Here is a 20,100-nt window from a genome sequence, read left to right on the forward strand (position 1 = left end):
CCTCTGTGCGCTACGCCACATCCCGCGTACCATCCGCAGCCATGACCGTGTCGCCCCCCGCATCCTCCGAGGTCACCGCCCCTGACCAGGACCAGCCGCTGACCGGCGGCGTACGCGCCGGATACGCGCTGGGCTCGCTGGCCACCGGTGCCTTCGGCACCGTGCCCGGCCTGCTCCTGCTGCCGTACCTCACCGACAACCTCGGCGTCGCCGCCGGGCTGGCCGGCCTGCTGGTGCTGGTGCCGAAGGCGTGGGACGTGCTGATCAACCCGGTCGCGGGCCGGATCTCCGACCGCACCGTCTCGCGCTGGGGCGCGCGCCGGCCGTACCTGCTGTTCGGCGGCCTGGCCGTGGCGGTGCTGTTCGCGCTGATGTTCGCCGGGCCGTTCGGGGCCGGTTCGGGGTCGGCGATCTACGTCGCGGTGGCCTTCCTGGCCACCGCCACCGCGTACGCCTTCTTCCAGGTCCCCTACGTGGCGATGCCCGCCGAGATGACCGACGACTACAGCGAGCGCACCCGGCTGATGACCTGGCGGGTCGCCGTGCTCGCGGTGGCGATCCTGGTCTCCGGCGCGGTCGCCCCGATCGTCGTGCAGGCCGGCGGCGGGGGCGTGCCCGGCCACCGCTGGATGGGCGTGTTCGTCGCCGCGCTGATCGTGGTCGGGGCGCTGGGCTCGTTCCTGGGCACCCGGCGCGCGCCGGTCGGCCGGGTCACCGAGAGCGAGCCGACGCTGCGCGCGCAGCTCGCCGTGGTACGCCGGAACAGGCCGTTCACCGTGCTGCTGACCGTGTTCGTGGTGCAGTCGATCGGCGTCGCGACGATGCTGGCCGGGGTCAAGTACGTCGCCGACCACGTGCTGCAGCGTCCCGAGGACGGCCCGACGCTGCTGTTCGCCTGCTTCGTCGGCCCGGCGCTGCTGGTCATGCCGCTGTGGAGCCGGGTCGGCGCGCGGGTCGGCAAGACGAAGGCACTGGTCCTGGCCTCGGTGCTGCTGGCCGGGGGCGCGCTGGCGCTGATCGTGGCCGGTTCGGTGCCGCCGGTGGTCGCGTACGTGATCACGGGCCTGATCGGCGTCGGGTACGCGGGCCAGCAGGTGTTCGCGATGGCGATGCTGCCCGACTGCGTGGCGTACGACGCCGCCCGCACCGGCCGCCGCCAGGCGGGCGTGTTCACCGGCCTGTGGACGGCGGGGGAGACGTTCGGCCTCGCACTCGGCCCCGGCCTCTACGCGCTGGTGCTGCAACTGTCCGGCTACGCCTCCTCGGCGAGCGGCGCGGCGGTGCAGTCCGACGGTGCCCGGCTCGGCGTGCTGCTCGGCTTCAGCGTGGTGCCCGCGCTGCTGGTCGGCCCGGTGACGCTGCTGCTGCGCAAGTACGACCTGACCCCGGAGCGCCTGGCATCGGTGCAGGTGGAGACGGGTACGGTGACCCGATGATCGACGCACTTCCGCCCCAGGGCGTGCCCGCTGACCAGGTGCTCGCCGAGCTGCGCGGCATGCGCGCCGCCGACCTGCCAACGCACGGCGGGCGGCTGTTCGCCTACGTGTACGACCCGGCCAAGGCCGGACTCGACGAGCTGGCGATGTCCGCGTACGCCCTGTCCGCGCACGTCAACGGACTGGACCCGACGGCGTTCCCGTCGCTGCTGGCCACCGAGAACGCGCTGGTCGCCGCTGCGGCCCGGGTGCTCGGGGCGGGCCCCGGGACCACCGCGCCGGACGTGGTCGGCTCGGTCACCAGCGGCGGCACCGAGTCGCTGATCCTGGCCGTGAAGACGGCCCGCGACGCGCACCCGGAGATCGCCGCGCCGCGGCTGGTGATCCCGTCGACCGCGCACGCGGCGTTCGCCAAGGCCGCGCACTACCTGGGCGTGGCGCTGGACCTGGTGCCGGTCGACCCGGAGACGTTCACGCCCGACCCGGCCGCGGTCGCCGCCGCGATCACCGCGGACACGGTGCTGGTGGCGTGCTCCGCGCCGTCGTACGCGCAGGGGGTCGTCGATCCGGTCGAGCAGATCGCCGCGATCGCTCTGGAGCGGGGCGTGCGCTGCCACGTGGACGCGTGCTTCGGCGGCTGGGCGCTGCCGTTCCTGCGCCGGGTCGGGGTCGCGGTGCCCGCGTTCGACTTCAGCCTCCCGGGTGTCACGAGCATGTCGGTGGACCTGCACAAGTACGCGTACACCCCGAAGGGTGTCTCGGTGCTGCTGCACCGCGACGCCGGGCTGCGCCGCCCGCAGTACTTCGCGTTCGCCGACTGGCCCGGCTACACCATGGTCAACCCGGTGATCTCGTCGACGCGGTCCGGCGGGCCGATCGCGGCGGCGTTCGCGACGCTGCGGCACGTCGGCGACGAGGGCTACCTGGAACTCGCCCGGCAGACCCGCGACGCCGTCGCCGGGCTGGCCAAGGCCGTGGCCGAGGTGGACGGGCTGCGGCTGCTCGCCCCGGCCGACTTCACGGTCGTGTGCCTGACCTCGGACGACCCGGGGCTGGACCTGTTCGTGCTCGCCGACGAGCTGTCGGCGCGGGGCTGGCACACCCAGCCGCAGCTGCCGTACCAGGGCATCCCGGCCAGCATCCACCTCACCGTCACCGCGTCCGTGCTGCCGCAGGTGCCCCAGTTCGGCCCGGCGCTGGCCGAGTCGGCCGCCGCCGCCCGCGCCCACGGCCCGGTCGAGCTGCCCGCCGAGCTGCTCGCGATGGCCGCCCACCTCCCACCGGACCAGCTCACCCCCGAGATGGTCGCCGGCCTGGCCGAGACCTTCGGCCTCACCGGCGGCGAACCCGGCGCGGCCCCCCGCCTGGCCGTCGTCAACGCCGTCCTCGCCGCCGCCCCGCCCCGCCTGCGCGAACGCCTCCTGGTCGAGTTCGTCAGCCTCCTCCAACGCCCCTCCTGGTAACCGAAGGAAGGGCACCTTCACATCGTCATAGGTAGAGGAAGGGCACCTTCTTAACCTTCTCCGCCGCTGACCGGCGGGGACACGCCCGGGTGACCGGCTCGGCGTCGCCGTGCCAGGTCAAACCCGGTGCGAGGTTAAGAAGGTGCCCTTCCTCTACGCATACGGTGGGGAAGGTGCCCTTCCTTCGTCAGGGGTTACTTGCGGAGGAGGCAGGTCAGGCGGGCGGTGCAGATGCGCTGGTCGTCCTCGTCGGTGATGACGATCTCGTAGGTGACGATGCTGCCGCCGCGGTGCAGCGGGGTGGCCACGCCGGTGACCAGGCCGGAGCGGGCGGCGCGGTGGTGGGTGGCGCTGATGTCGACGCCCACGGCGTACGGCCGGCCGATGGTCGAGCCGTGCAGGGTCGCGCCGATCGAGCCGAGGGTCTCGGCCAGCACGCAGGACGCGCCGCCGTGCAGCAGGCCGAACGGCTGGGTGTTGCCCTCCACCGGCATCGTCGCGACCAGCCGTTCCGGGGTCGCCTCCAGCAGCTTGATGCCCATGCGCTCGGCCAGCGCGCCCTGCATGGTCGTGTCGTAAGTCATCTCCACCCGCCGCACGTTACCCGCCGGTCACCACGGCAGACAGGGGCCGGAAGACGGTTCCGGGGAACCCGCGGCCTCCGGGGGAGCGGAGGGGCGGATTCCCCAGAATCAGCTGGGCCGTGGGGCTCAGGGCGTGGAGCCGCGGTAGTGGCCCAGCGTGGCGACTCCGACGATCCAGCCCACGAACAGGCCGTAGATCGCGCCGGAACCGGCCGCCTGGAAGGCCCCCAGCAGGGAGGCGTCCGAGCGGATGAAGGCGGTCAGCAGACCCGCCACCGCACCCGCGAAGATGTACCCGGACCAGCCGGCCATCAGCTGGCTGAACGTGCCGCGGGCGCGTCCCAGCTGGGCGTTGGTCGACAGGGCCAGGAACACCGCCGTGAAGATGATGAGCAGGATCGCCTTGAGGTCGGCGGCGAGCACGTCCTGCACCGAGCTGTCCGCGTCGAAGCTCCAGGCAGGCCACGTCAGCAGCTTGAGGAACCAGCCACCGGCGGTGTTGGTGTCGGCGTTGTCGTTGGCCCAGTCGACGTAGACGGGGCTGCCGAACACCAGCACGAGGATGAGTGCGGCGATGACGCCCGCACCGGTCGCGGTGCGGTATCGCGATGCGGTCAGTACCATGGCGCTGCGATTGCCGTGCGCCACGGTCAGTAAACATCTGTGTCCAGTGTGTACTGATTAATCCTGCGTACCCGGGCGCACAGCGGACGTGCGCCCGGCTCTCCGGAGATCAGCGGGTACGCGGCTGCACCGCCTGCGTATGGCGTTTGGCGGACATCCTCGCGGCCAGCCAGACGAAGAACATGGCCAGTGCGAGCTGGATGATGTGCCTGATCCAGTCGATCCCTCGGGTCTCGCCGACGCCGAGCCAGGTGGCGATGATGCCCCCCAGCGTCGCGGCCAGGATGCCCGCGATCACCGTCATCAGCGCGGAGATGTTCTGCCGGCCCGGCAGCAGCAGCCGGCCCAGGTAACCGACGATCGCGCCGCCGATGATGCCCCAGAGGATCGCCCCGATCATGTACGCCTCCCGTGATCATGACTGCTACGTCGCCAGTATCGGCCGGTCCCGGGAGGGTATGGAGTTCTTTGGGGATATTCGCCGACGTCCCGCACCCCGGCGAGCATCCTGCACGCACCCTCCGGCGCGACCCTCGCCCCGCCCCGCCCACCATCGACGTTGGCCTATCTCGTCGAATCCGAGCCTCGAAAATTCGATGTCATAGGCCAACGTCGATGCAAGAGCGGGGCGGGCGCAGGGGGATCAGGCGCGGTGCGGGGCGGGTAGGACGCAGGACGGGTTGGGCACCGACACGGTGTCGCCGGTCGGCTCGGGCAGGCCGGTGGCCGGGTCGCGGCGGTACACGCTCACCGTGTCGCCGTCCTGGTCCGCCACGTACACGAAGTCCCCGAGCAGCGCGAAGTGCCGCGGCCAGCGCCCCGTCGGCACGTCAGCGACCGGCCGCAGCGCGGTCCCCTCCACCGCGAACACGGTGAGGCAGTCCGCGCCCCGGTTCGCGACGTAGAGGAAGCGCCCGTCGGGCGAGCACTCCAGGTGGCTCGGGTAGTTGCGCTCACTCGGCTCGCCGGCCGTAGCCGCGACGCTCGACACCGGCCGCAGCACGCCGTCCGCGACCGCGCAGGCCACCACGGTCGAGTCCAGCTCACCGGCGACGAACACCACCCCGGACGGGTGTACGGCCAGGTGGCGCGGCCCCATCCCGGCGACCAGCGGCGAGGCCGCCACGGGCCGCAGCCCGTCGGGCTCGACGGCGTAGCTGCGGACCTCGTCGGTGCCCAGGTCGGTGACGTGGAGCAGCCCGTCGGGCGCGAGCAGGGCCATGTGCGCGTGCGGTCCCTCCTGGCGGTCCGGGTCCGGGCCGCTGCCCTCGTGCGCCACGAGCTGGTGGTACGGCAGCAGCGCGCCGTCGGCGCCGATCGCGAACACGGCGACGGACCCGCCGCTGTAGTTGGCCGCCACCACGAACCGGCCCCGCGGGTCGACGGCCAGGTGGCAGGGGTCCGCGCCGCCGCTGGGCTGCGCGCCGAGCAGCTCCAGCCCGTCCCCGGTCACCGCGTACGACAGCACCTGCGCGGCGGACTCGCTGGCCGCGTACAGGTGGGTGCCGGCGGGGTGCCAGGCGAGCCACGACGGGTCGACCGCCGCGACGGGGGCGCCCGCCGGTTCCAGCCGCCCGGTGTCCGGGTCCTGCCGCCAGGCGGTTATCGCCTGGGCGGTGCCGGCCTTGGCCGTGTAGGAGCCGATGTGGACCAGGTCAGGGGGAACCGAAGGCATGGCAGGCAGCTTAGTGCGCGATCCACGAGGCCCTCCGGATCCGTCCCGCAGGCCGGACGCCGGGACCGGCCGCGCTGCGGCACGCCGGAGGCCGGCGCCGCCGGAACCGGTGCCGCCCGCGCGTATCCGTCAGGCGGATGCGGCGGGCAGGTGGACCTCGAACCGGCAGCCGGCGGCGGTGTTCGCCACGTCGACCCGGCCGCCGTGCGCGTCGACGAGCCCCGCGACGATGGCCAGGCCGAGCCCGCCCCCGCCGCCGTCCGCGTCAGGGGTGCGCGCCTTCGCGCCGCGGAACGCCACGTCGAACACGCGGGGCAGGTCGGGCTCGGCGATGCCGCCGCAGGTGTCGTCGACGGCCAGCCAGCCGCCCTCGGCGTCGCGGCCGCCGGTGACCGTCACGGTGCCGTCGGGGGGTGTGTAACGGACCGCGTTGAGCACCAGGTTCGCCACGATCCGGGACAGTTCGCGCTCGCCCGCCCGGACCACGGGCCAGTCGCCGTCGGCGACCAGGCGTACGCCCCGCGCGGCGGCGACCGGCGCGGCCGCGGCGACGGCGTCGGAGACCACCTCGCCCAGCGGCACGTCCACCGGGGACAGCTGCAGCGCCCCGGCGTTGATCCGCGACAGCTCGAACAGGTCGTCGACCAGCGCGGCCATCCGGTCGGTGCCGGTGCGGATGCGGCGGTGGTACTCGGCGACCGTGGCCGGGTCGCTGACCACCCCGTCCTCCAGTGCCTCGGCCATGGCCCGCATGCCGGCCAGCGGGGTGCGCAGGTCGTGCGACACCCAGGCGACCAGGTCGCGGCGGCTCGCCTCGACCTGGCGCTCGCGCTCGCGGGCGTCGGCGGCCCACATCGCCGAGCGAGCCAGCCGCCACGCCACCCAGCCGCCGATCAGCAGGCTGACCAGCCCGGACAGCGGCACCACGATGAGCAGCACCTGCAGGTCGTGCGCGGAGATGAACATGCCCTCGGCGACCGCGAAGACCCCGGCCAGCATCGCCAGCACCGTGGCCACCAGCAGCACGCACACGTTCAGCGTGATCGAGCGGCGGTGCAGCAGGCGCAGCAGCAGCGCCGCGGGCAGCCAGACGACCGCCGCGCCGGCCAGCGCGGCGAGCAGGATCAGCAGCAGGTCACGCACCGTCGCCCGCCTGCACCGGCTCGTACCGGTAGCCCACGCCCCAGACGGTGTGGATGCGCCGCGGCGCGGCCGGGTCGGGCTCGATCTTCTCGCGCAGCCGTCGCACGTGGACGGTGACCGTGGACTGGTCGCCGAAGGTCCAGCCCCACACCGACTCCAGCAGCTGGGCCCGGCGCAGCGCCTCGTTCGGGTGCGCCATCAGGAAGGCGAGCAGGTCGAATTCGCGTACGGTCAGCGCGAGCTCGCGGCCGGCGAGGTGGGCGGTGCGGCGTACCGGGTCGACGACGAGGTCCCCGTCGGTCAGCACGGCCACCGGGGCGGCCTGCGGGCCGGTGCGGCGCAGCACGGACTGGGCGCGCAGCACCAGCTCCCGCGGGGAGAACGGCTTGGTCACGTAGTCGTCCGCGCCGACCTGCAGCCCGGCGATGCGGTCGACCTCCTCGCCGAGCGCGGTCAGCATGATGATCGGCACGCCGGGGCCGGGCGCGGCGCGCAGCCGCCGGGCCACCTCCAGCCCGTCGAGCACGGGCAGCATCAGATCCAGGATGATCAGGTCCGGCCGTTCCCGGGCGTACGCGTCCAGCGCGGCCTGCCCGTCGGCGGCCAGCACCACCCGGTGCCCGGCGTGCTCCAGGTAGCGGCGTACCACGTCGCTGACGGTCGGGTCGTCGTCGACGACGAGCACACTGGTGGCCATGCCGCGAGCGTACGTCGAGATCATCGGCGGTGGCCGGAGGCCGCCGGCATCGGAACCTTACGATCCGCGAACGTGGGTCCCACGGGGTCCCCGCCGGCCTTAGCGTCAGGGCATGACGAGGATGTTCCGCAAGCCCGCCGTCTGGGCGGTGGCCGCGGTGCTGGCCGTGGGCCTGGCGTTCGGACTGTACTGGTTCCAGCCCTGGAAGCTGCTCACCTCGAAGACCGTCAACGACGCCGCCCCGGCGGTCGTGTCCACGGGCGTGACGCCGTCGCCGGGCTCCCCGAGCGGGGGCGCGCCCTCGCCGTCGGCCGTCGCGGTGCTGCTGGCGGAAGGCAAGCTGGTCACGCACGAGCACGACAGCTCCGGGACCGCGCAGCTGGTGCGGCTGCCCGACGGCCGCCACCAGGTGATCCTGCGCGACCTGGCCACATCGGACGGCCCCGACCTGCGGGTATGGCTGACCGACCAGCCCGTGCTGCCCGGCCGCGCCGGCTGGCACGTCTTCGACGACGGCAAGCACGTCGAGCTGGGCCGCCTCAAGGGCACCCACGGCACCCAGGTCTACGACGTGCCCGCGAACGTCGACCCGACGCAGCTGCGCAGCGTCACCATCTGGTGCGCCCGCTTCAAGGTCTCCTTCGCCGCCGCCCCGCTGGAGGCCTGACGGCGCCGCTCAGGCCGGGACGGGGCGGGCCGCGTCGGGGTCCCACCGCCAGCCGGGCAGCAGCACCCCGCCGGCCCAGCGCGGGAACGTCTGCCAGGTCGCGTCGCCGTGCAGGATCCGCTGGCCGTACGCGGTGAGCTGGTATTCACCGCCGCGCAGCGCCAGCGCCGGGCGCTCCGCGTCGTGCAGCCGCCGCAGCACCGGCAGCAGCATCACGTCACCGAGGTACGGCAGCGGATCGGCGTCCTGGTGCGCCCGGTAGACGGCTGCGAACGGCAGCGGCCCGGGGCTGACCGCGCGCAGGCACAGCCGCTCGGACAGCGACAACCCGTCCGTGGTCCACGGCAGCTCGGCGAGGTGCCGGCGGACCGCCCGGGGCAGGTATGGCAGCGCGTCGCCACCGGTCGCGGCCAGCGCGGCGGGGTCCGGCGCGGCGAGCGCGGCCCAGGCCCGTTCCGCTTCGGCGAACTGCTCGGCGGTGACCGGCCGCTCCCGCCCGGCGAGCGTCGCCAGCTGCGGCGCGGACAGCTGCCCGAACCCGATGAACGGGTCCTCGCCGGGGAACATGTCGATCGACAGCAGGGACAGCCGCCCGTGCAGCGCGGGCCGGTGGGCCAGCAGCGCGAGCAGCCGGATCAGGACGGCCTGGTCGAACCAGTCGTGCTCGAACCAGAGCAGCACCCGGTCGTACGCGTCCAGGGTGTCGAGGCCGGCCCGCTCCTGTGTCAGGCGCTCCCGTACGGGCGCGGTGTCCAGGTCGTACGCCCCGGCGAGCCAGTCCGCTCGGATCGCGTCGAACTCGGCCGGGTCAGCCGTGCGGGGGACGGGACCCTGGCACACCGGGTCCGTGAACGGCACGAAATCACCCGGGAAGCCGGCCGGCCCGAGGGTCTCCCGGAGGTCGTCGCCGCAGCGTACGTGGGCGGTGCGCATGGCCGTCAGTCTAGGTGCGACAGCCGCCGGCGACCGGTCGACGGGCGGGAAAGGCAGGTGTTACCAGCGGTATGACCCATCGACATATGCAGGCTTAGGAAACTATCATTAGTCATGGCGCGAACTCGTACGGTGACAGGTGCCGGGATCATCGCAACCGTGGCGCTCGTCCTTCTGTTCGGTAATCAGCCCTTCGTGGAGTGGGTGTCGAGGCACACCAGCTCCGACAGTGCCTGGGGCTGGTTCCTGCGTGTGCTGACCTGGCCCCGGTGGGCCTTCGGTCCCGTCGACGGATCCAGCGGCGCGATGCGCCGGCTGCTCGCCGACGACCTGCGCGCGCTGTTGCTCGTCCTCTTCGTGGCCCTCATCCTCGGCGTGGTCAGCAAGGCGGTCACCGGCGGCGCCGGCGGCTTCCTGCTGGGCTGGTCGGCACTGATCTTCGGATCGGCGCTGGCGGCCTTCATCACCGCGTTCATCATCAGTGACCCCACGTTCGTGGGGGCGCTCCAGGCCGCTGCCGCGGGCTCGGCCTACGGGCTGTTCGTCGGCTGGGTGGTCGGCGCGCTGACCGGCACGGCCAAGGGCGCGGGCTCCTAGCTCCCTGTTCCACACCACGCGGTGCCCGCGGCCGAGGCGGGCACCGCACGGTGCGGCCGTACGAGGGAACGTGCACGTTGTTCATAAAATTGTGAATACTCCTAAGCTTGTTATGATCGTCCTTGATGAGCGACGAGGTTGCCGCGGTCGTGCCGCGTGATGAGGACGGTGTGCGCCGGTCGGTGGAGCACATGGCGATGATGCTGGCCGACATGGGTTTCCCCCGGATGCCGTCCCGGGTGCTGATGACCATGATGAGCGCCGAGGAGACCTCGCTGACCGCCGGTGACCTCGCCGAACGGCTGGGCGTCAGCGCCGCCGCCATCTCCGGCGCCGTCCGCTACCTGATGCAGATGGGCTTCGTCGTACGCGAACCCGCGCCCGGTTCCCGCCGCGACCGCTACCGCCTGCCCGACCAGCCCTGGTACGGCGTGACCACCGCCAAGCGCGGCTTCTACGGCCAGTTCTCCGACGAGGCCGACGTCGTCATCAAGGCCGCCGGCGGCGCGCGGACCCTGGCGGGCGAACGCATGGCCGACCTGCGCGACTTCTTCCGCTTCGTCGAGGAGCAGGTCGGCGGCGCGATGCAGCGCTGGCAGGAGCAGCGCCTCCCGCGCGCCTGACCCCGCGCCCCACCGGTCCCGCCCGCCGCCCCGCCGCGCGGCGCTTCATGATCGCTCGACTTGCCTGGCACCTGTGCGTATCTTGAGCGCACTTTCGCCCACCTGCCGGGCAAGTCGGACGATCATGCGTGGGGGCGCGCCGTCGGAAAGGGGCGTGCTGTGAACGAGGGCGACTTTTCGCGATGCCTGGCGTGAATCGGGGGCGTTCACTCGCGTGGCCGCGCCGTCCCGGCGGGGTCGCGTGGCGTCCGCCGGCCGGACCGTCCGAGGGTTCCGGCGCGACATGAACAGTCCCCTGCCGTCGCGCGCGGACGTCTTTTCCACCCGCCGCCGACGCCTTCGGGCCGCCTTTCGGCCATCGCCGACCCGAAACGCGCCAGACGCGGTCGTCGTCGCCGAACGCGCATCCGCCACCACACGGACCCCCCGTCCTCCTGATCAAGCCCGCCCTACCTGCGACGACGCCTCGCCCCGCGCGCCCGCCCCGGATCGGGGGCGCAAGTCTGACGGAGTCGCGGTCTGGAGACCGTTATGAGACCGCGACTTTTTAAGACTTGCGCAGTAGGGGAGGGGGTGTTCTGGATGGTCATGGCTAACTTCTGCTAGATCAAACAAAAGTTTCGCGGATTCGGCGAGAAGCTATGGACACGATTGTCGAAAGCTCGTAACCTGTGCGACACACCACATCGGTGGAGTCCTATCAGGTCGGAGGAACGAGCGGATGAGCCTTGCGCGGACGCTCTGGGACCCGCTGCACGTCAGAGTGCTGCGGCTGCTGCGAGACGAGGGTGCGCTGTCGCGTGCCGAACTCGCCGACCGGCTGGACATCCCCCGTCCGCGACTGCTCGGCGAGCTCGACCGGCTCGTCGCCGGTGGCCACGTCGCCGAGGCGGGCCCGGCGGAGTCGCGCGGCGGTCGCCGGTCCACGCTGGTGGAGCTGAACCCCGGCATGCGTTTCGCGGGCGTCGACCTCGGTGCGACGTCGATCGACGTCGAGGTGACCAACGGCCGGCTGGAGCCGGTCGCGCACTACAGCGAGCCGGCCGACATCCGCAGCGGCCCGAAGGTCACCCTGCAGCGGGTCAACGAGCTGCTCGCCAAGGCCAAGGTGGAGGGCGCGTTCACGCACCTCGACGGCATCGGCATCGGCGTGCCCGGCCCGGTCAGCTTCCGCGACGGCGTGCCCGTCTCGCCGCCGATAATGCCCGGCTGGGACCGCTTCCCCGTGCGCGAGCTGCTCACGCGGGAGCACGGGTGCCCGGCCGTGGTGGACAACGACGTGAACATCATGGCCGTGGGCGAGCGCAACGCGGGCGTGGCGCACTCGGTCGACAACTTCCTGTTCGTGAAGATCGGCACCGGCATCGGCTGCGGCGTCTTCCTCGGCGGCGAGGTCTACCGGGGCACCGACGGCTGCGCCGGCGACATCGGCCACATCCAGGTCGACAGCCACGGGCCGGTCTGCACCTGCGGCAACGTCGGCTGCCTGGAGGCCGTGTTCAGCGGGGCCGCGCTGGCCCGCGAGGCCACCGCGGCGGCGCGCTCGGGCACCTCGCCCGCGCTGGCCGAGCGGCTGGCGACCAACGGCGCGGTGACCGCGATGGACGTGGCGATCGCCGCGGTCGAGGGCGACGTGGTCTGCGTCCAGCTGATCCGCGACGGCGGCCGCCGCATCGGCACCGTGCTGGCCGGGCTGGTCAGCTTCGTGAACCCTTCGATGATCGTCATCGGCGGCGGGCTGGCCCAGCTGGGCCACATCATGCTCGCCGAGATCCGCAGCGTGGTGTACCGGCGGTCGCTGCCGCTGGCCACCGGCAACCTGCCCCTGGTGCTGTCCGAGCTGGGCCCCCGCGCCGGCGTCGCCGGCGCCGCGGTGCTGGCCAGCGAGATCGCCTTCGAGCAGGCCTGAGCTTCAGATGACCGAGGAGTCGAGCATGAGCGAGCAGGCGGCGGACACCGGTGAGGTGGTCCTGCGGCTGTCGGGTGTGGTCAAGACCTTCCCGGGCGTACGGGCCCTCGACGGCGTCGAGCTGGAGGTGCGCGCGGGTGAGGTGCACTGCCTGCTGGGCCAGAACGGCGCGGGCAAGTCCACGCTGATCAAGGTGCTGGCCGGCGTGCACCGCCCCGACGCGGGCGACGTGCAGTGGCTGGGGGAGCGGGTCGAGTTCAGCGGGCCGCAGGCCGCGATGAAGGCCGGCATCGCCACCATCTACCAGGAGCTCGACCTCGTCGACTACCTGTCGGTGGCGGAGAACATCTACCTCGGGCACGAGCCGCGCAGCCTCGGCTTCGTACACAAGGGCCAGGCCGCGCGCCAGGCCGGCGAGCTGCTGGGCCGGCTGGGCCACGGCGAGATCCCGGCGCAGCGGCTGGTCAAGTCGCTGCCCGCCGCGGGCAAGCAGATCGTCAGCATGGCCCGCGCGCTGTCGCACTCGGCCAAGCTGATCATCATGGACGAGCCCAGCGCGGTGCTCGCGCACGACGAGGTCGGCAACCTGTTCCGGATCATCCGGGAGCTGACCGCGCAGGGCATCGCGGTGGTCTACATCTCGCACCGGCTGGAGGAGATCCGCGAGATCGGTGACCGGGTCACCGTGCTCAAGGACGGGCGCACCTCGGCGGTCAACCTGCCGGCCCGCAGCACGCCGACCCGTGACCTGGTGAGCCGGATGACCGGCCGCTCCATCGAGTACGTCTTCCCGCCCCGGCCGGACACCGCCCCGGGCGAGACGCTGCTGGAGGTGCGCGGGCTGGGCCGCTCCGGCGAGTTCACCGGCGTGGACGTCGACGTGCGCGCGGGGGAGATCGTCGGCATCGCGGGCCTGGTCGGTTCCGGCCGCTCCGAGCTGCTGGAGACGATCTTCGGCGCTCGGCAGGCCGAGGCGGGCACCGTGGTGATGAACGGCAAGGCACTGCCGCCCGGCAGCGTCGCCGCGGCGGTGCGGGCCGGCATCGGCATGGCCCCGGAGGAGCGCAAGAGCCAGGCGCTGCTGCTGGGCCAGCCGATCTACCGCAACATGACGCTGACCAACTTCAGCTCGTACGCCAGCGCCGGGTTCACCAACGCCGGCAAGGAGCAGGCCGCGGCGATGCGGGTGGCCGACCAGCTGGAGCTGCGCCCCCGCGACGTCAACCGCGCGGTGCGCACGCTGTCCGGCGGCAACCAGCAGAAGGTGGTCGTGGGCCGGTGGCTGCTGGGCGACACCCGGCTGCTGATCCTCGACGAGCCGACGCGCGGCGTCGACGTCGGCGCGCGGGCGGAGCTCTACCAGGTGATCCGCGACCTCGCCGCGAACGGCGTCGGGGTGCTGCTGGTCTCCAGCGAGGTGCCCGAGGTGCTCGGCCTGGCCGACCGGGTCCTCGTCATGCGCGAGGGCCGGGTGGTGCGCGAAGCGCCCGCGGCCGAGATCAACGAGGAAGACGTACTCGATCTGGTTATGGCGGGATCGCTGACCGCCGCGACGACTGAAGAGGTGGCCGCGTGAGCGTGTCCAGTGAAGAGAAGGTGGAAGCGCCCGGCGGGCACCCGCCCCACACCGCCCCGGCCGTCGCCAAGACGAGCTGGTGGAAGGACGAGGCGCAGGAGCCGATGCGGCGCAACCTGGGCCTGGTCGGGGTGCTGCTGGCGCTGTTCGCCATCGGCGCGTTCATCCGGCCCGACCTGTATTCCAACCCGGACTGGGTCATCAACAACATCATGGTCATCCTGACCCAGGCGGCCGCGATCGGCGTGGTCACCGTCGGCATGACCTTCGTGATCATCGGTGGCGGCATCGACCTGTCCGTCGGCGCGCTGATCGCGCTGTCCGGCGTGTGGGCCACGACGCTGGCCACGCAGAGCTTCGGCCCGGTCGGCATGATCTTCACGGCGGTCGCCGTCGGCGTCGGCGCGGGCCTGGTCAACGGCGTGCTCATCGCATACGGCAAGCTGGTGCCCTTCATCGCCACCCTGGCGATGCTGGTCGCGGCACGCGGCCTGGCGGCGCAGATCTCCGGCAAGCAGACCCAGATCTCCGCCGACCAGTTCATCAACAGCCTCGCCACCACGCGGATCGTCGGCATCCCGCTGCTGGTCATCATCCTGCTGGCGGTCGCCGGGCTCGGCTGGGTGCTGCTCAACCGCACCACCTTCGGCCGGCGCACCGTCGCCATCGGCGGCAACGCCGAGGCGGCCCGCCTGGCCGGCATCAACGTCCGCGGCCACACCATGCTGCTGTACGCCCTCTCGGGCCTGTGCTGCGGCATCGCCGCGATCATGCTCACCTCGCTCGCCACCTCGTCCCAGGCGGCCGCGGCCGAACTCTACGAACTCGATGCGATCGCCGCGGCGATCATCGGCGGCACGCTGCTGTCCGGCGGCCGCGGCACCATCATCGGCTCGCTGTTCGGCGTGATCGTGTTCTCCGCGATCACCAACCTGTTCGCCATCGCCAACCTGCCCACCGAGGTCCAGAACATGGTCAAGGGCGCGATCATCGTGGTCGCGGTCCTTCTCCAGCAGGTGCGGTTCTCGTCCGTCACGCAGTTCGCCCGGAGGCACGGTCTTACCCGGGCGAAACCGCAGACCTGACCCGCCGCGGGGCGGGCGCCCGATCGGCCCGCCCCGGCTTAGGTTCCATCACCGCACAGCCCGCTCCACCTGGGGTGACCGTCGATCGCGACGGCCGCCAGACCGAACACACCCTCGCGACGACCAGGAGGTCGTGATGACCAACTCGATTCCGGACACGTCCCGCCGCCGGCTCCTCTTCGGTGGCACGGCGATCGCCGCCGGCGCCCTGCTCACCGCCTGCACCAGCAACGAGCAGACGCCGACCCCGGCGCAGACCAAGGGCGAGGACACGTCCAACCCGAACGCGGCCGCCGGCAAGGCGGTCACGATCGGCTTCTCCGCCCCGGCCGCCGACCACGGCTGGATCGCGGCGATCACCAACAACGCCAAGGCGCAGGCCGGGGCGTACAAGGACGTCACGTTCAAGCAGGTCGAGGCGGGCAAGGACGCCGCGGCGCAGCGTGCCGCGCTGGACACCCTGATCGCCGAGAAGCCCGACGTGATCGTGCTGCTGCCGCACGACGGCAAGGAGCTCAACGCGTTCGGCCTCAAGGCGATGGAGGCGGGCATCCCGGTCGTGAACCTGGACCGCGCCTTCCCCGACGCGCTGGCGTACCGCCTGCAGATCAAGGGCGACAACTACGGCATGGGCGTGGCCGCCGGTCACTACATCGGCAAGGCGCTCAAGGCGAAGAACGTCGCCAGCCCGGTCATCGGCGAGATCGCCGGCATGGACGAGCTGGAGCTGACCCAGGAGCGCAGTGCGGGCTTCAAGGCCGCGCTGGCCACCTACGGCTTCACCGTGGCCAACCGCCGCGCGGCGCGCTTCACCGCCGACTCGGGCCAGAAGGAGGCGCAGAACCTCCTGCAGGCGCTGCCGAAGATCGACGCCATCTGGAACCACGACGACGACCAGGGCATCGGCGTGCTGGCCGCGATCACGGCCGCGAACCGCAGCGAGTTCTTCATGGTCGGCGGCGCCGGCTCGAAGAAGGCGATCGAGGACATCGCCGCCGACAAGACCGTGCTCAAGGCCACGGTCACCTACAGCCCGTCCATGGCGTCGTCGGCGATCTCGCTGGCCCGCCTGATCGCCCAGGGCCGGGGCATGTCCGACCTGGTGGAGCTGCAGGTGCCGAAGGAGGTCATCCTGGCCTCCGAGACGATCACGAAAGAGAACGCGAGCACGTACCTCAAGCTCGGTTTCTAAGCCCGACATGGTTCGCCCGCACCAGCGGGCTCGGTAACGGAGGAGCCCACCCCGTGTCCACAAACGACAAACAGGAACTGCGGGTCGGCATGGTCGGCTACGCGTTCATGGGCGCCGCGCACTCACAGGCGTGGCGCACCGTGAACCGCGCATTCGACCTGCCCCTGCGGGTCCGGATGGCGGCGGTCTGCGGCCGTGACGAGGCCAAGGTGTCCGAGGCGGCCGACAAGCTCGGCTGGGACGGCTACGTCACGGACTGGCGGGAGCTGATCGCCCGGGACGACATCGACGTGATCGACGTCTGCACGCCCGGCGACAGCCACGCCGAGATCACCATCGCCGCCCTCGCGGCGGGCAAGCACGTCATGTGCGAGAAACCGCTGGCGAACTCCGTGGCGGAGGCCCGGGCGATGGTCGATGCCGCAGCCGCGGCGCGGGAGTCGGGTATTCGTACCCTGTGCGGGTTCAACTACCGGCGCGTGCCGGCGGCGGCGCTGATGCGTCAGATGATCGCCGCCGGCAGGCTCGGAGTGATCCGCCACGTGCGTGCCGTGTACCTGCAGGACTGGATCACCGACCCTCAGTTCCCGCTGGTCTGGCGCCTTCAGCAGGAGCGGGCGGGGTCGGGCGCGCTCGGCGACATCGGCGCGCACATCATCGACCTGACCCAGTACGTCACCGGCCAGCGCATCACCGGCGTGAGCGGGCTGACCGAGACGTTCATCAAGGAGCGGCCGATCCCGAGCGAGATGAGCGGCCTGGCCGCCTCCGCCAACGGGGACGGCCAGGCCGTCGGCCAGGTGACCGTCGACGACGCCGCGGTGTTCACGGCGCGGCTGTCCGGCGGGGCGATCGCCACGTACGAGGCCAGCCGCTTCGCGATGGGGCGCAAGAACGGCCTCCGCGTGGAGATCAACGGCTCGCTCGGCTCGCTGGTGTTCGACCTGGAGCGCCTCAACGAGCTGGAGTTCTACGACGCGACCAAGCCGGCCGCCGAGCAGGGCTTCAACCGGATCCTGGTCACCGAGCCGGAGCACCCGTACCTGTCGGCGTGGTGGCCGCCGGGCCACATCATCGGCTACGAGCACTCCTTCACCCACCAGATGCGCGACTTCGTGCAGGCCGTGGCGGAGGGCCTCGACCCTCACCCCTCCTTCGAGGAGGCGCTCGGCGTGCAGCTCGTGCTAGAGGCGGTGCAGCAGTCCGCCGCGTCCGGGTCCGCCTGGACGCAGGTGGCGCAGCCCGCCATCCCGGTCGCGGCCTGACCGCACCGGCACTGAACGTGGGAGGGCCGGTCGGACGCCGACCGACCGGCCCTCTCACCCATGACTTCCGCTCGACGCACCCCGGCAGTCCCGCACACGATCGGAGAGCGAACACATGCCCCGACCCATCACCCTGTTCACCGGCCAGTGGGCGGACCTCCCGTTCGAGGAGGTCTGCCGACTGGCGTCCGAGTGGGGCTACGACGGCCTGGAGATCGCCTGCTGGGGCGACCACTTCGAGGTCGACAAGGCGCTGTCGGACGAGACCTACATCCCGCGTAAGCGCGCCCAGCTCGACAAGTACGGGCTGAGCGTCTACGCGATCTCCAACCACCTGGTCGGCCAGGCGGTCTGCGACAACCCGATCGACGAGCGGCACAAGGGCATCCTGCCCGCCCGCATCTGGGGTGACGGCGAGCCCGAAGGCGTACGCCAGCGCGCCGCCGCCGAGATGGCCGACACCGCTCGCGCCGCCGCCAAGCTCGGCGTGGACGTCGTCGTCGGGTTCACCGGCTCGCCGATCTGGCACTTCGTGGCCATGTTCCCGCCGGTGCCGCAGTCGATGATCGACGCCGGGTACGAGGAGTTCGCCCGCCGCTGGCACCCGATCCTCGACGTGTACGACGAGGTCGGCGTGCGCTTCGCGCACGAGGTGCACCCCAGCGAGATCGCGTACGACTACCACACCACCCGCCGCACCCTGGACGCGCTGGGCAACCGGCCCGCGTTCGGCCTGAACTGGGACCCGTCGCACATGGTGTGGCAGGGCTGCGACCCGGTCGGTTTCATCCTCGACTTCGCCGAGCGCATCTACCACGTGGACTGCAAGGACACGAAGGTGCGCATGGGCGACGGCCGCCGCGGCATCCTGTCGTCCCACCTGCCCTGGGCGGACCTGCGCCGGGGCTGGGACTTCGTGTCCACCGGCCACGGCGACGTGCCGTGGGAGGACTGCTTCCGCGCCCTGAACTCGATCGGCTACACCGGCCCGATCTCGATCGAGTGGGAGGACGCGGGCATGGACCGGCTCGTGGGGGCTCCCCAGGCGTTGGAGTTCGTGCGTGGCCTGCTCTTCGACCCGCCGACCGCCTCGTTCGACGCGGCTTTCAGCTCGGACTGAGCCACGGCCCCCGCCGGCCGCTGCTCCCACGTGACGGCCGGCGGGCCCGCACCACCCCCGTACCGAAACAAGGGCACCTTCTTCAACGCGGAGCGTTGAAGAAGGTGCCCTTGTTCACGTCGCAGGGCTGCTGCCGCGGCTTCGGGCCGGGTTCCGGCGTACTGGGCATGATCGCCGTTTCTGGCCGGAATCTGGGGCCGGACCTCACCTTCTGACCGCAAACGGCGATCTCTTCCCGCTCGCCCGGTGGCGGCGCGTCGGTGCGCCGTGCCTAGGATCGTGCTTTGGCCTGCGCGTACGTGCGCGCGGCGGGGTGCGGGGGAGCGGCGGCAGTGCGGCAGGTGGGTACGGCGGCCGGGCGTGTCCCGGCAGACGCGGACCGGCCCCGCGGGGCGTCGGCGGGTTTCGTCGCGGGCAGCCGCGAGGCGATCGCCTCGATCCCAGTGGAGCTTGCGCAGGCATACCGCCGCTGCCCGATCCCCACAGAACTCGCGGAGGCGTACCGCCGCTGCCGGGACCTGCACCGCCGGCACGGTCGCAGCTACTTCCTCGCCACCCGGCTGCTGCCCGCCGGGAAACGCCCGCACGTGCACGCCCTGTACGGTTTCGCCCGGTACGCCGACGAGATCGTCGACCGCACCGACACCGGCACCCCCGAGGACCGCGCCCGGCGGCTGCGCGACTGGTCCGACCGCTTCCTCGCCGGGCTGCACGGCGAACCCGTGGACGACCCGCTGCTGCCCGCCGTGCTGCACACCGTCGGCGTCTTCGACCTGGACCTCGCCGACTTCGCCGCGTTCCTGGACAGCATGGCGATGGACCTCACCGTGCGCCGGTACGCCGACTACTCGGCACTTCTGTCGTACATGGAGGGTTCCGCGGCGGTGATCGGCACCCTGATGCTGCCGATCCTCGGCCCCGCCGACCCGGCCGCGGCCCGCGAGCCCGCGCGGCAGCTCGGCCTGGCGTTCCAGCTCACCAACTTCCTGCGCGACGTCGCCGAGGACCTCGCCCGCGACCGCGTCTACCTGCCCCAGGACGACCTCGCCCGATTCGGCGTCACCACCGCCGACCTGCGCGCCGCCGCCGCGGCCGCCCGAGCCACGCCACAGATCAAGAGCCTCATCGCGCACGGGATCACCCGCGCCCGCACCCACTACGCCGCCGCGCTACCAGGCCTCGACCTGCTCCCCGGCACCTCCCGCACCTGCGTACGCACGGCCTACCTGGTCTACGCCGCGATCCTCGACGAGATCGAGCGCGCCGACCACGACGTCTTCGCCCGCCGCGCCGTGGTCCCCGCCCACCGCCGCGCCCGCCTCCTCACCCAAGCCCTCCTGACGAAAGGAAGGGCACCTTCACATCGCCCCGCGTAGAGGAAGGGCACCTTCTTAACCCTCACAGGCCCGCGACCCGGGCCGATGCGGTCCGTGCGGCGGTGCCGAGCGGCACCGCAGGTCAAAGCCGGTCAGACGTTAAGAAGGGCACCTTCTATAACGCGGAGCGTTAAG

At 72.1% G+C, this 20,100-nt stretch carries 19 protein-coding genes; 12 read left to right on the forward strand and 7 right to left on the reverse strand.

What is annotated here, in order from left to right; genetic code table 11:
• Positions 1–41: 41 nt before the first annotated feature.
• Together Cco03nite_RS36795 and Cco03nite_RS36800 are read left to right on the forward strand one after the other, a co-directional pair.
• Positions 42–1,436 carry an MFS transporter gene (locus Cco03nite_RS36795; protein WP_203698645.1) on the forward strand — a complete coding sequence of 465 codons (1,395 nt, stop codon included), beginning with the start codon at positions 42–44 and terminating at the stop codon, positions 1,434–1,436.
• Positions 1,433–2,899: a pyridoxal phosphate-dependent decarboxylase family protein gene (locus tag Cco03nite_RS36800; RefSeq protein WP_203698646.1), complete on the forward strand. Its 1,467-nt coding sequence runs from the start codon at positions 1,433–1,435 to the stop codon at positions 2,897–2,899. Before Cco03nite_RS36795 ends, Cco03nite_RS36800 begins: the two co-directional genes overlap by 4 nt.
• A 194-nt stretch (positions 2,900–3,093) precedes the next feature.
• Here the strand turns inward: Cco03nite_RS36800 and Cco03nite_RS36805 are convergent, their stop codons facing one another.
• From Cco03nite_RS36805 to Cco03nite_RS36830, 6 genes are all read right to left on the reverse strand, one after another.
• Entirely contained in the window at positions 3,094–3,483 is a 390-nt protein-coding gene (locus Cco03nite_RS36805; protein ID WP_239167962.1) for a PaaI family thioesterase, read from the reverse strand.
• 126 nt (positions 3,484–3,609) lie between these two features.
• On the reverse strand, positions 3,610–4,107 hold the full coding sequence (locus Cco03nite_RS36810; RefSeq protein ID WP_203698647.1) for a hypothetical protein: 498 nt from the start codon (positions 4,105–4,107) through the stop codon (positions 3,610–3,612).
• A gap of 109 nt (positions 4,108–4,216) precedes the next feature.
• Positions 4,217–4,507 (reverse strand): GlsB/YeaQ/YmgE family stress response membrane protein, encoded by a 291-nt coding sequence (locus tag Cco03nite_RS36815; protein ID WP_203698648.1) that lies wholly within the window; start codon positions 4,505–4,507, stop codon positions 4,217–4,219.
• 243 nt (positions 4,508–4,750) lie between these two features.
• Positions 4,751–5,782: a lactonase family protein gene (locus Cco03nite_RS36820; RefSeq protein ID WP_203698649.1), complete on the reverse strand. Its 1,032-nt coding sequence runs from the start codon at positions 5,780–5,782 to the stop codon at positions 4,751–4,753.
• 129 nt (positions 5,783–5,911) lie between these two features.
• Positions 5,912–6,925 (reverse strand): sensor histidine kinase, encoded by a 1,014-nt coding sequence (locus tag Cco03nite_RS36825; protein ID WP_203698650.1) that lies wholly within the window; start codon positions 6,923–6,925, stop codon positions 5,912–5,914.
• On the reverse strand, positions 6,918–7,622 hold the full coding sequence (locus Cco03nite_RS36830; RefSeq protein WP_203698651.1) for a response regulator transcription factor: 705 nt from the start codon (positions 7,620–7,622) through the stop codon (positions 6,918–6,920). The genes Cco03nite_RS36825 and Cco03nite_RS36830 overlap by 8 nt, the downstream gene beginning before the upstream one ends.
• A gap of 112 nt (positions 7,623–7,734) precedes the next feature.
• Between Cco03nite_RS36830 and Cco03nite_RS36835 the strand changes: the two genes are divergently transcribed.
• Positions 7,735–8,289, forward strand: a complete 555-nt coding sequence (locus Cco03nite_RS36835; RefSeq protein WP_373314417.1) for a DM13 domain-containing protein — start codon at positions 7,735–7,737, stop codon at positions 8,287–8,289.
• A 9-nt stretch (positions 8,290–8,298) separates the two neighbouring features.
• Here the strand turns inward: Cco03nite_RS36835 and Cco03nite_RS36840 are convergent, their stop codons facing one another.
• A complete protein-coding gene (locus Cco03nite_RS36840) occupies positions 8,299–9,222 on the reverse strand; it encodes a DUF1835 domain-containing protein (RefSeq protein WP_203698652.1) in 924 nt (307 codons plus the stop codon).
• A gap of 159 nt (positions 9,223–9,381) precedes the next feature.
• On the opposite strand from Cco03nite_RS36840, the gene Cco03nite_RS36845 reads away from it, so the two are divergent.
• The 9 genes from Cco03nite_RS36845 (at position 9,382) to Cco03nite_RS36885 (ending at position 19,965) form a co-directional block, all read left to right on the forward strand.
• A complete protein-coding gene (locus Cco03nite_RS36845) occupies positions 9,382–9,819 on the forward strand; it encodes a hypothetical protein (RefSeq protein WP_203698653.1) in 438 nt (145 codons plus the stop codon).
• Positions 9,820–9,944: 125 nt separating this feature from the next.
• The gene (locus Cco03nite_RS36850; protein WP_203698654.1) at positions 9,945–10,442 is read left to right on the forward strand and encodes a GbsR/MarR family transcriptional regulator; all 498 of its coding nucleotides are present in this window, start codon (positions 9,945–9,947) and stop codon (positions 10,440–10,442) included.
• A gap of 721 nt (positions 10,443–11,163) precedes the next feature.
• Positions 11,164–12,351 (forward strand): ROK family transcriptional regulator, encoded by a 1,188-nt coding sequence (locus Cco03nite_RS36855; protein ID WP_203698655.1) that lies wholly within the window; start codon positions 11,164–11,166, stop codon positions 12,349–12,351.
• A 25-nt stretch (positions 12,352–12,376) separates the two neighbouring features.
• Complete coding sequence (locus tag Cco03nite_RS36860; protein WP_239167960.1) at positions 12,377–13,927, forward strand: sugar ABC transporter ATP-binding protein; 1,551 nt, start codon at positions 12,377–12,379, stop codon at positions 13,925–13,927.
• Between the two features lie 2 nt (positions 13,928–13,929).
• The gene (locus tag Cco03nite_RS36865) at positions 13,930–15,012 is read left to right on the forward strand and encodes an ABC transporter permease (RefSeq protein WP_373314418.1); all 1,083 of its coding nucleotides are present in this window, start codon (positions 13,930–13,932) and stop codon (positions 15,010–15,012) included.
• A 136-nt stretch (positions 15,013–15,148) separates the two neighbouring features.
• Positions 15,149–16,204 (forward strand): substrate-binding domain-containing protein, encoded by a 1,056-nt coding sequence (locus Cco03nite_RS36870; RefSeq protein ID WP_203698657.1) that lies wholly within the window; start codon positions 15,149–15,151, stop codon positions 16,202–16,204.
• A gap of 89 nt (positions 16,205–16,293) precedes the next feature.
• A complete protein-coding gene (locus tag Cco03nite_RS36875) occupies positions 16,294–17,469 on the forward strand; it encodes a Gfo/Idh/MocA family protein (RefSeq protein WP_203698663.1) in 1,176 nt (391 codons plus the stop codon).
• A 115-nt stretch (positions 17,470–17,584) separates the two neighbouring features.
• Positions 17,585–18,589, forward strand: coding sequence for a sugar phosphate isomerase/epimerase family protein (locus tag Cco03nite_RS36880; RefSeq protein ID WP_203698658.1), 1,005 nt, complete (start codon positions 17,585–17,587; stop codon positions 18,587–18,589).
• A 476-nt stretch (positions 18,590–19,065) separates the two neighbouring features.
• Positions 19,066–19,965: a phytoene/squalene synthase family protein gene (locus tag Cco03nite_RS36885; protein WP_203698664.1), complete on the forward strand. Its 900-nt coding sequence runs from the start codon at positions 19,066–19,068 to the stop codon at positions 19,963–19,965.
• Positions 19,966–20,100: the final 135 nt, after the last annotated feature.

The sequence above is a fragment of the Catellatospora coxensis genome (assembly GCF_016862635.1).
Lineage (GTDB): Bacteria > Actinomycetota > Actinomycetes > Mycobacteriales > Micromonosporaceae > Catellatospora > Catellatospora coxensis.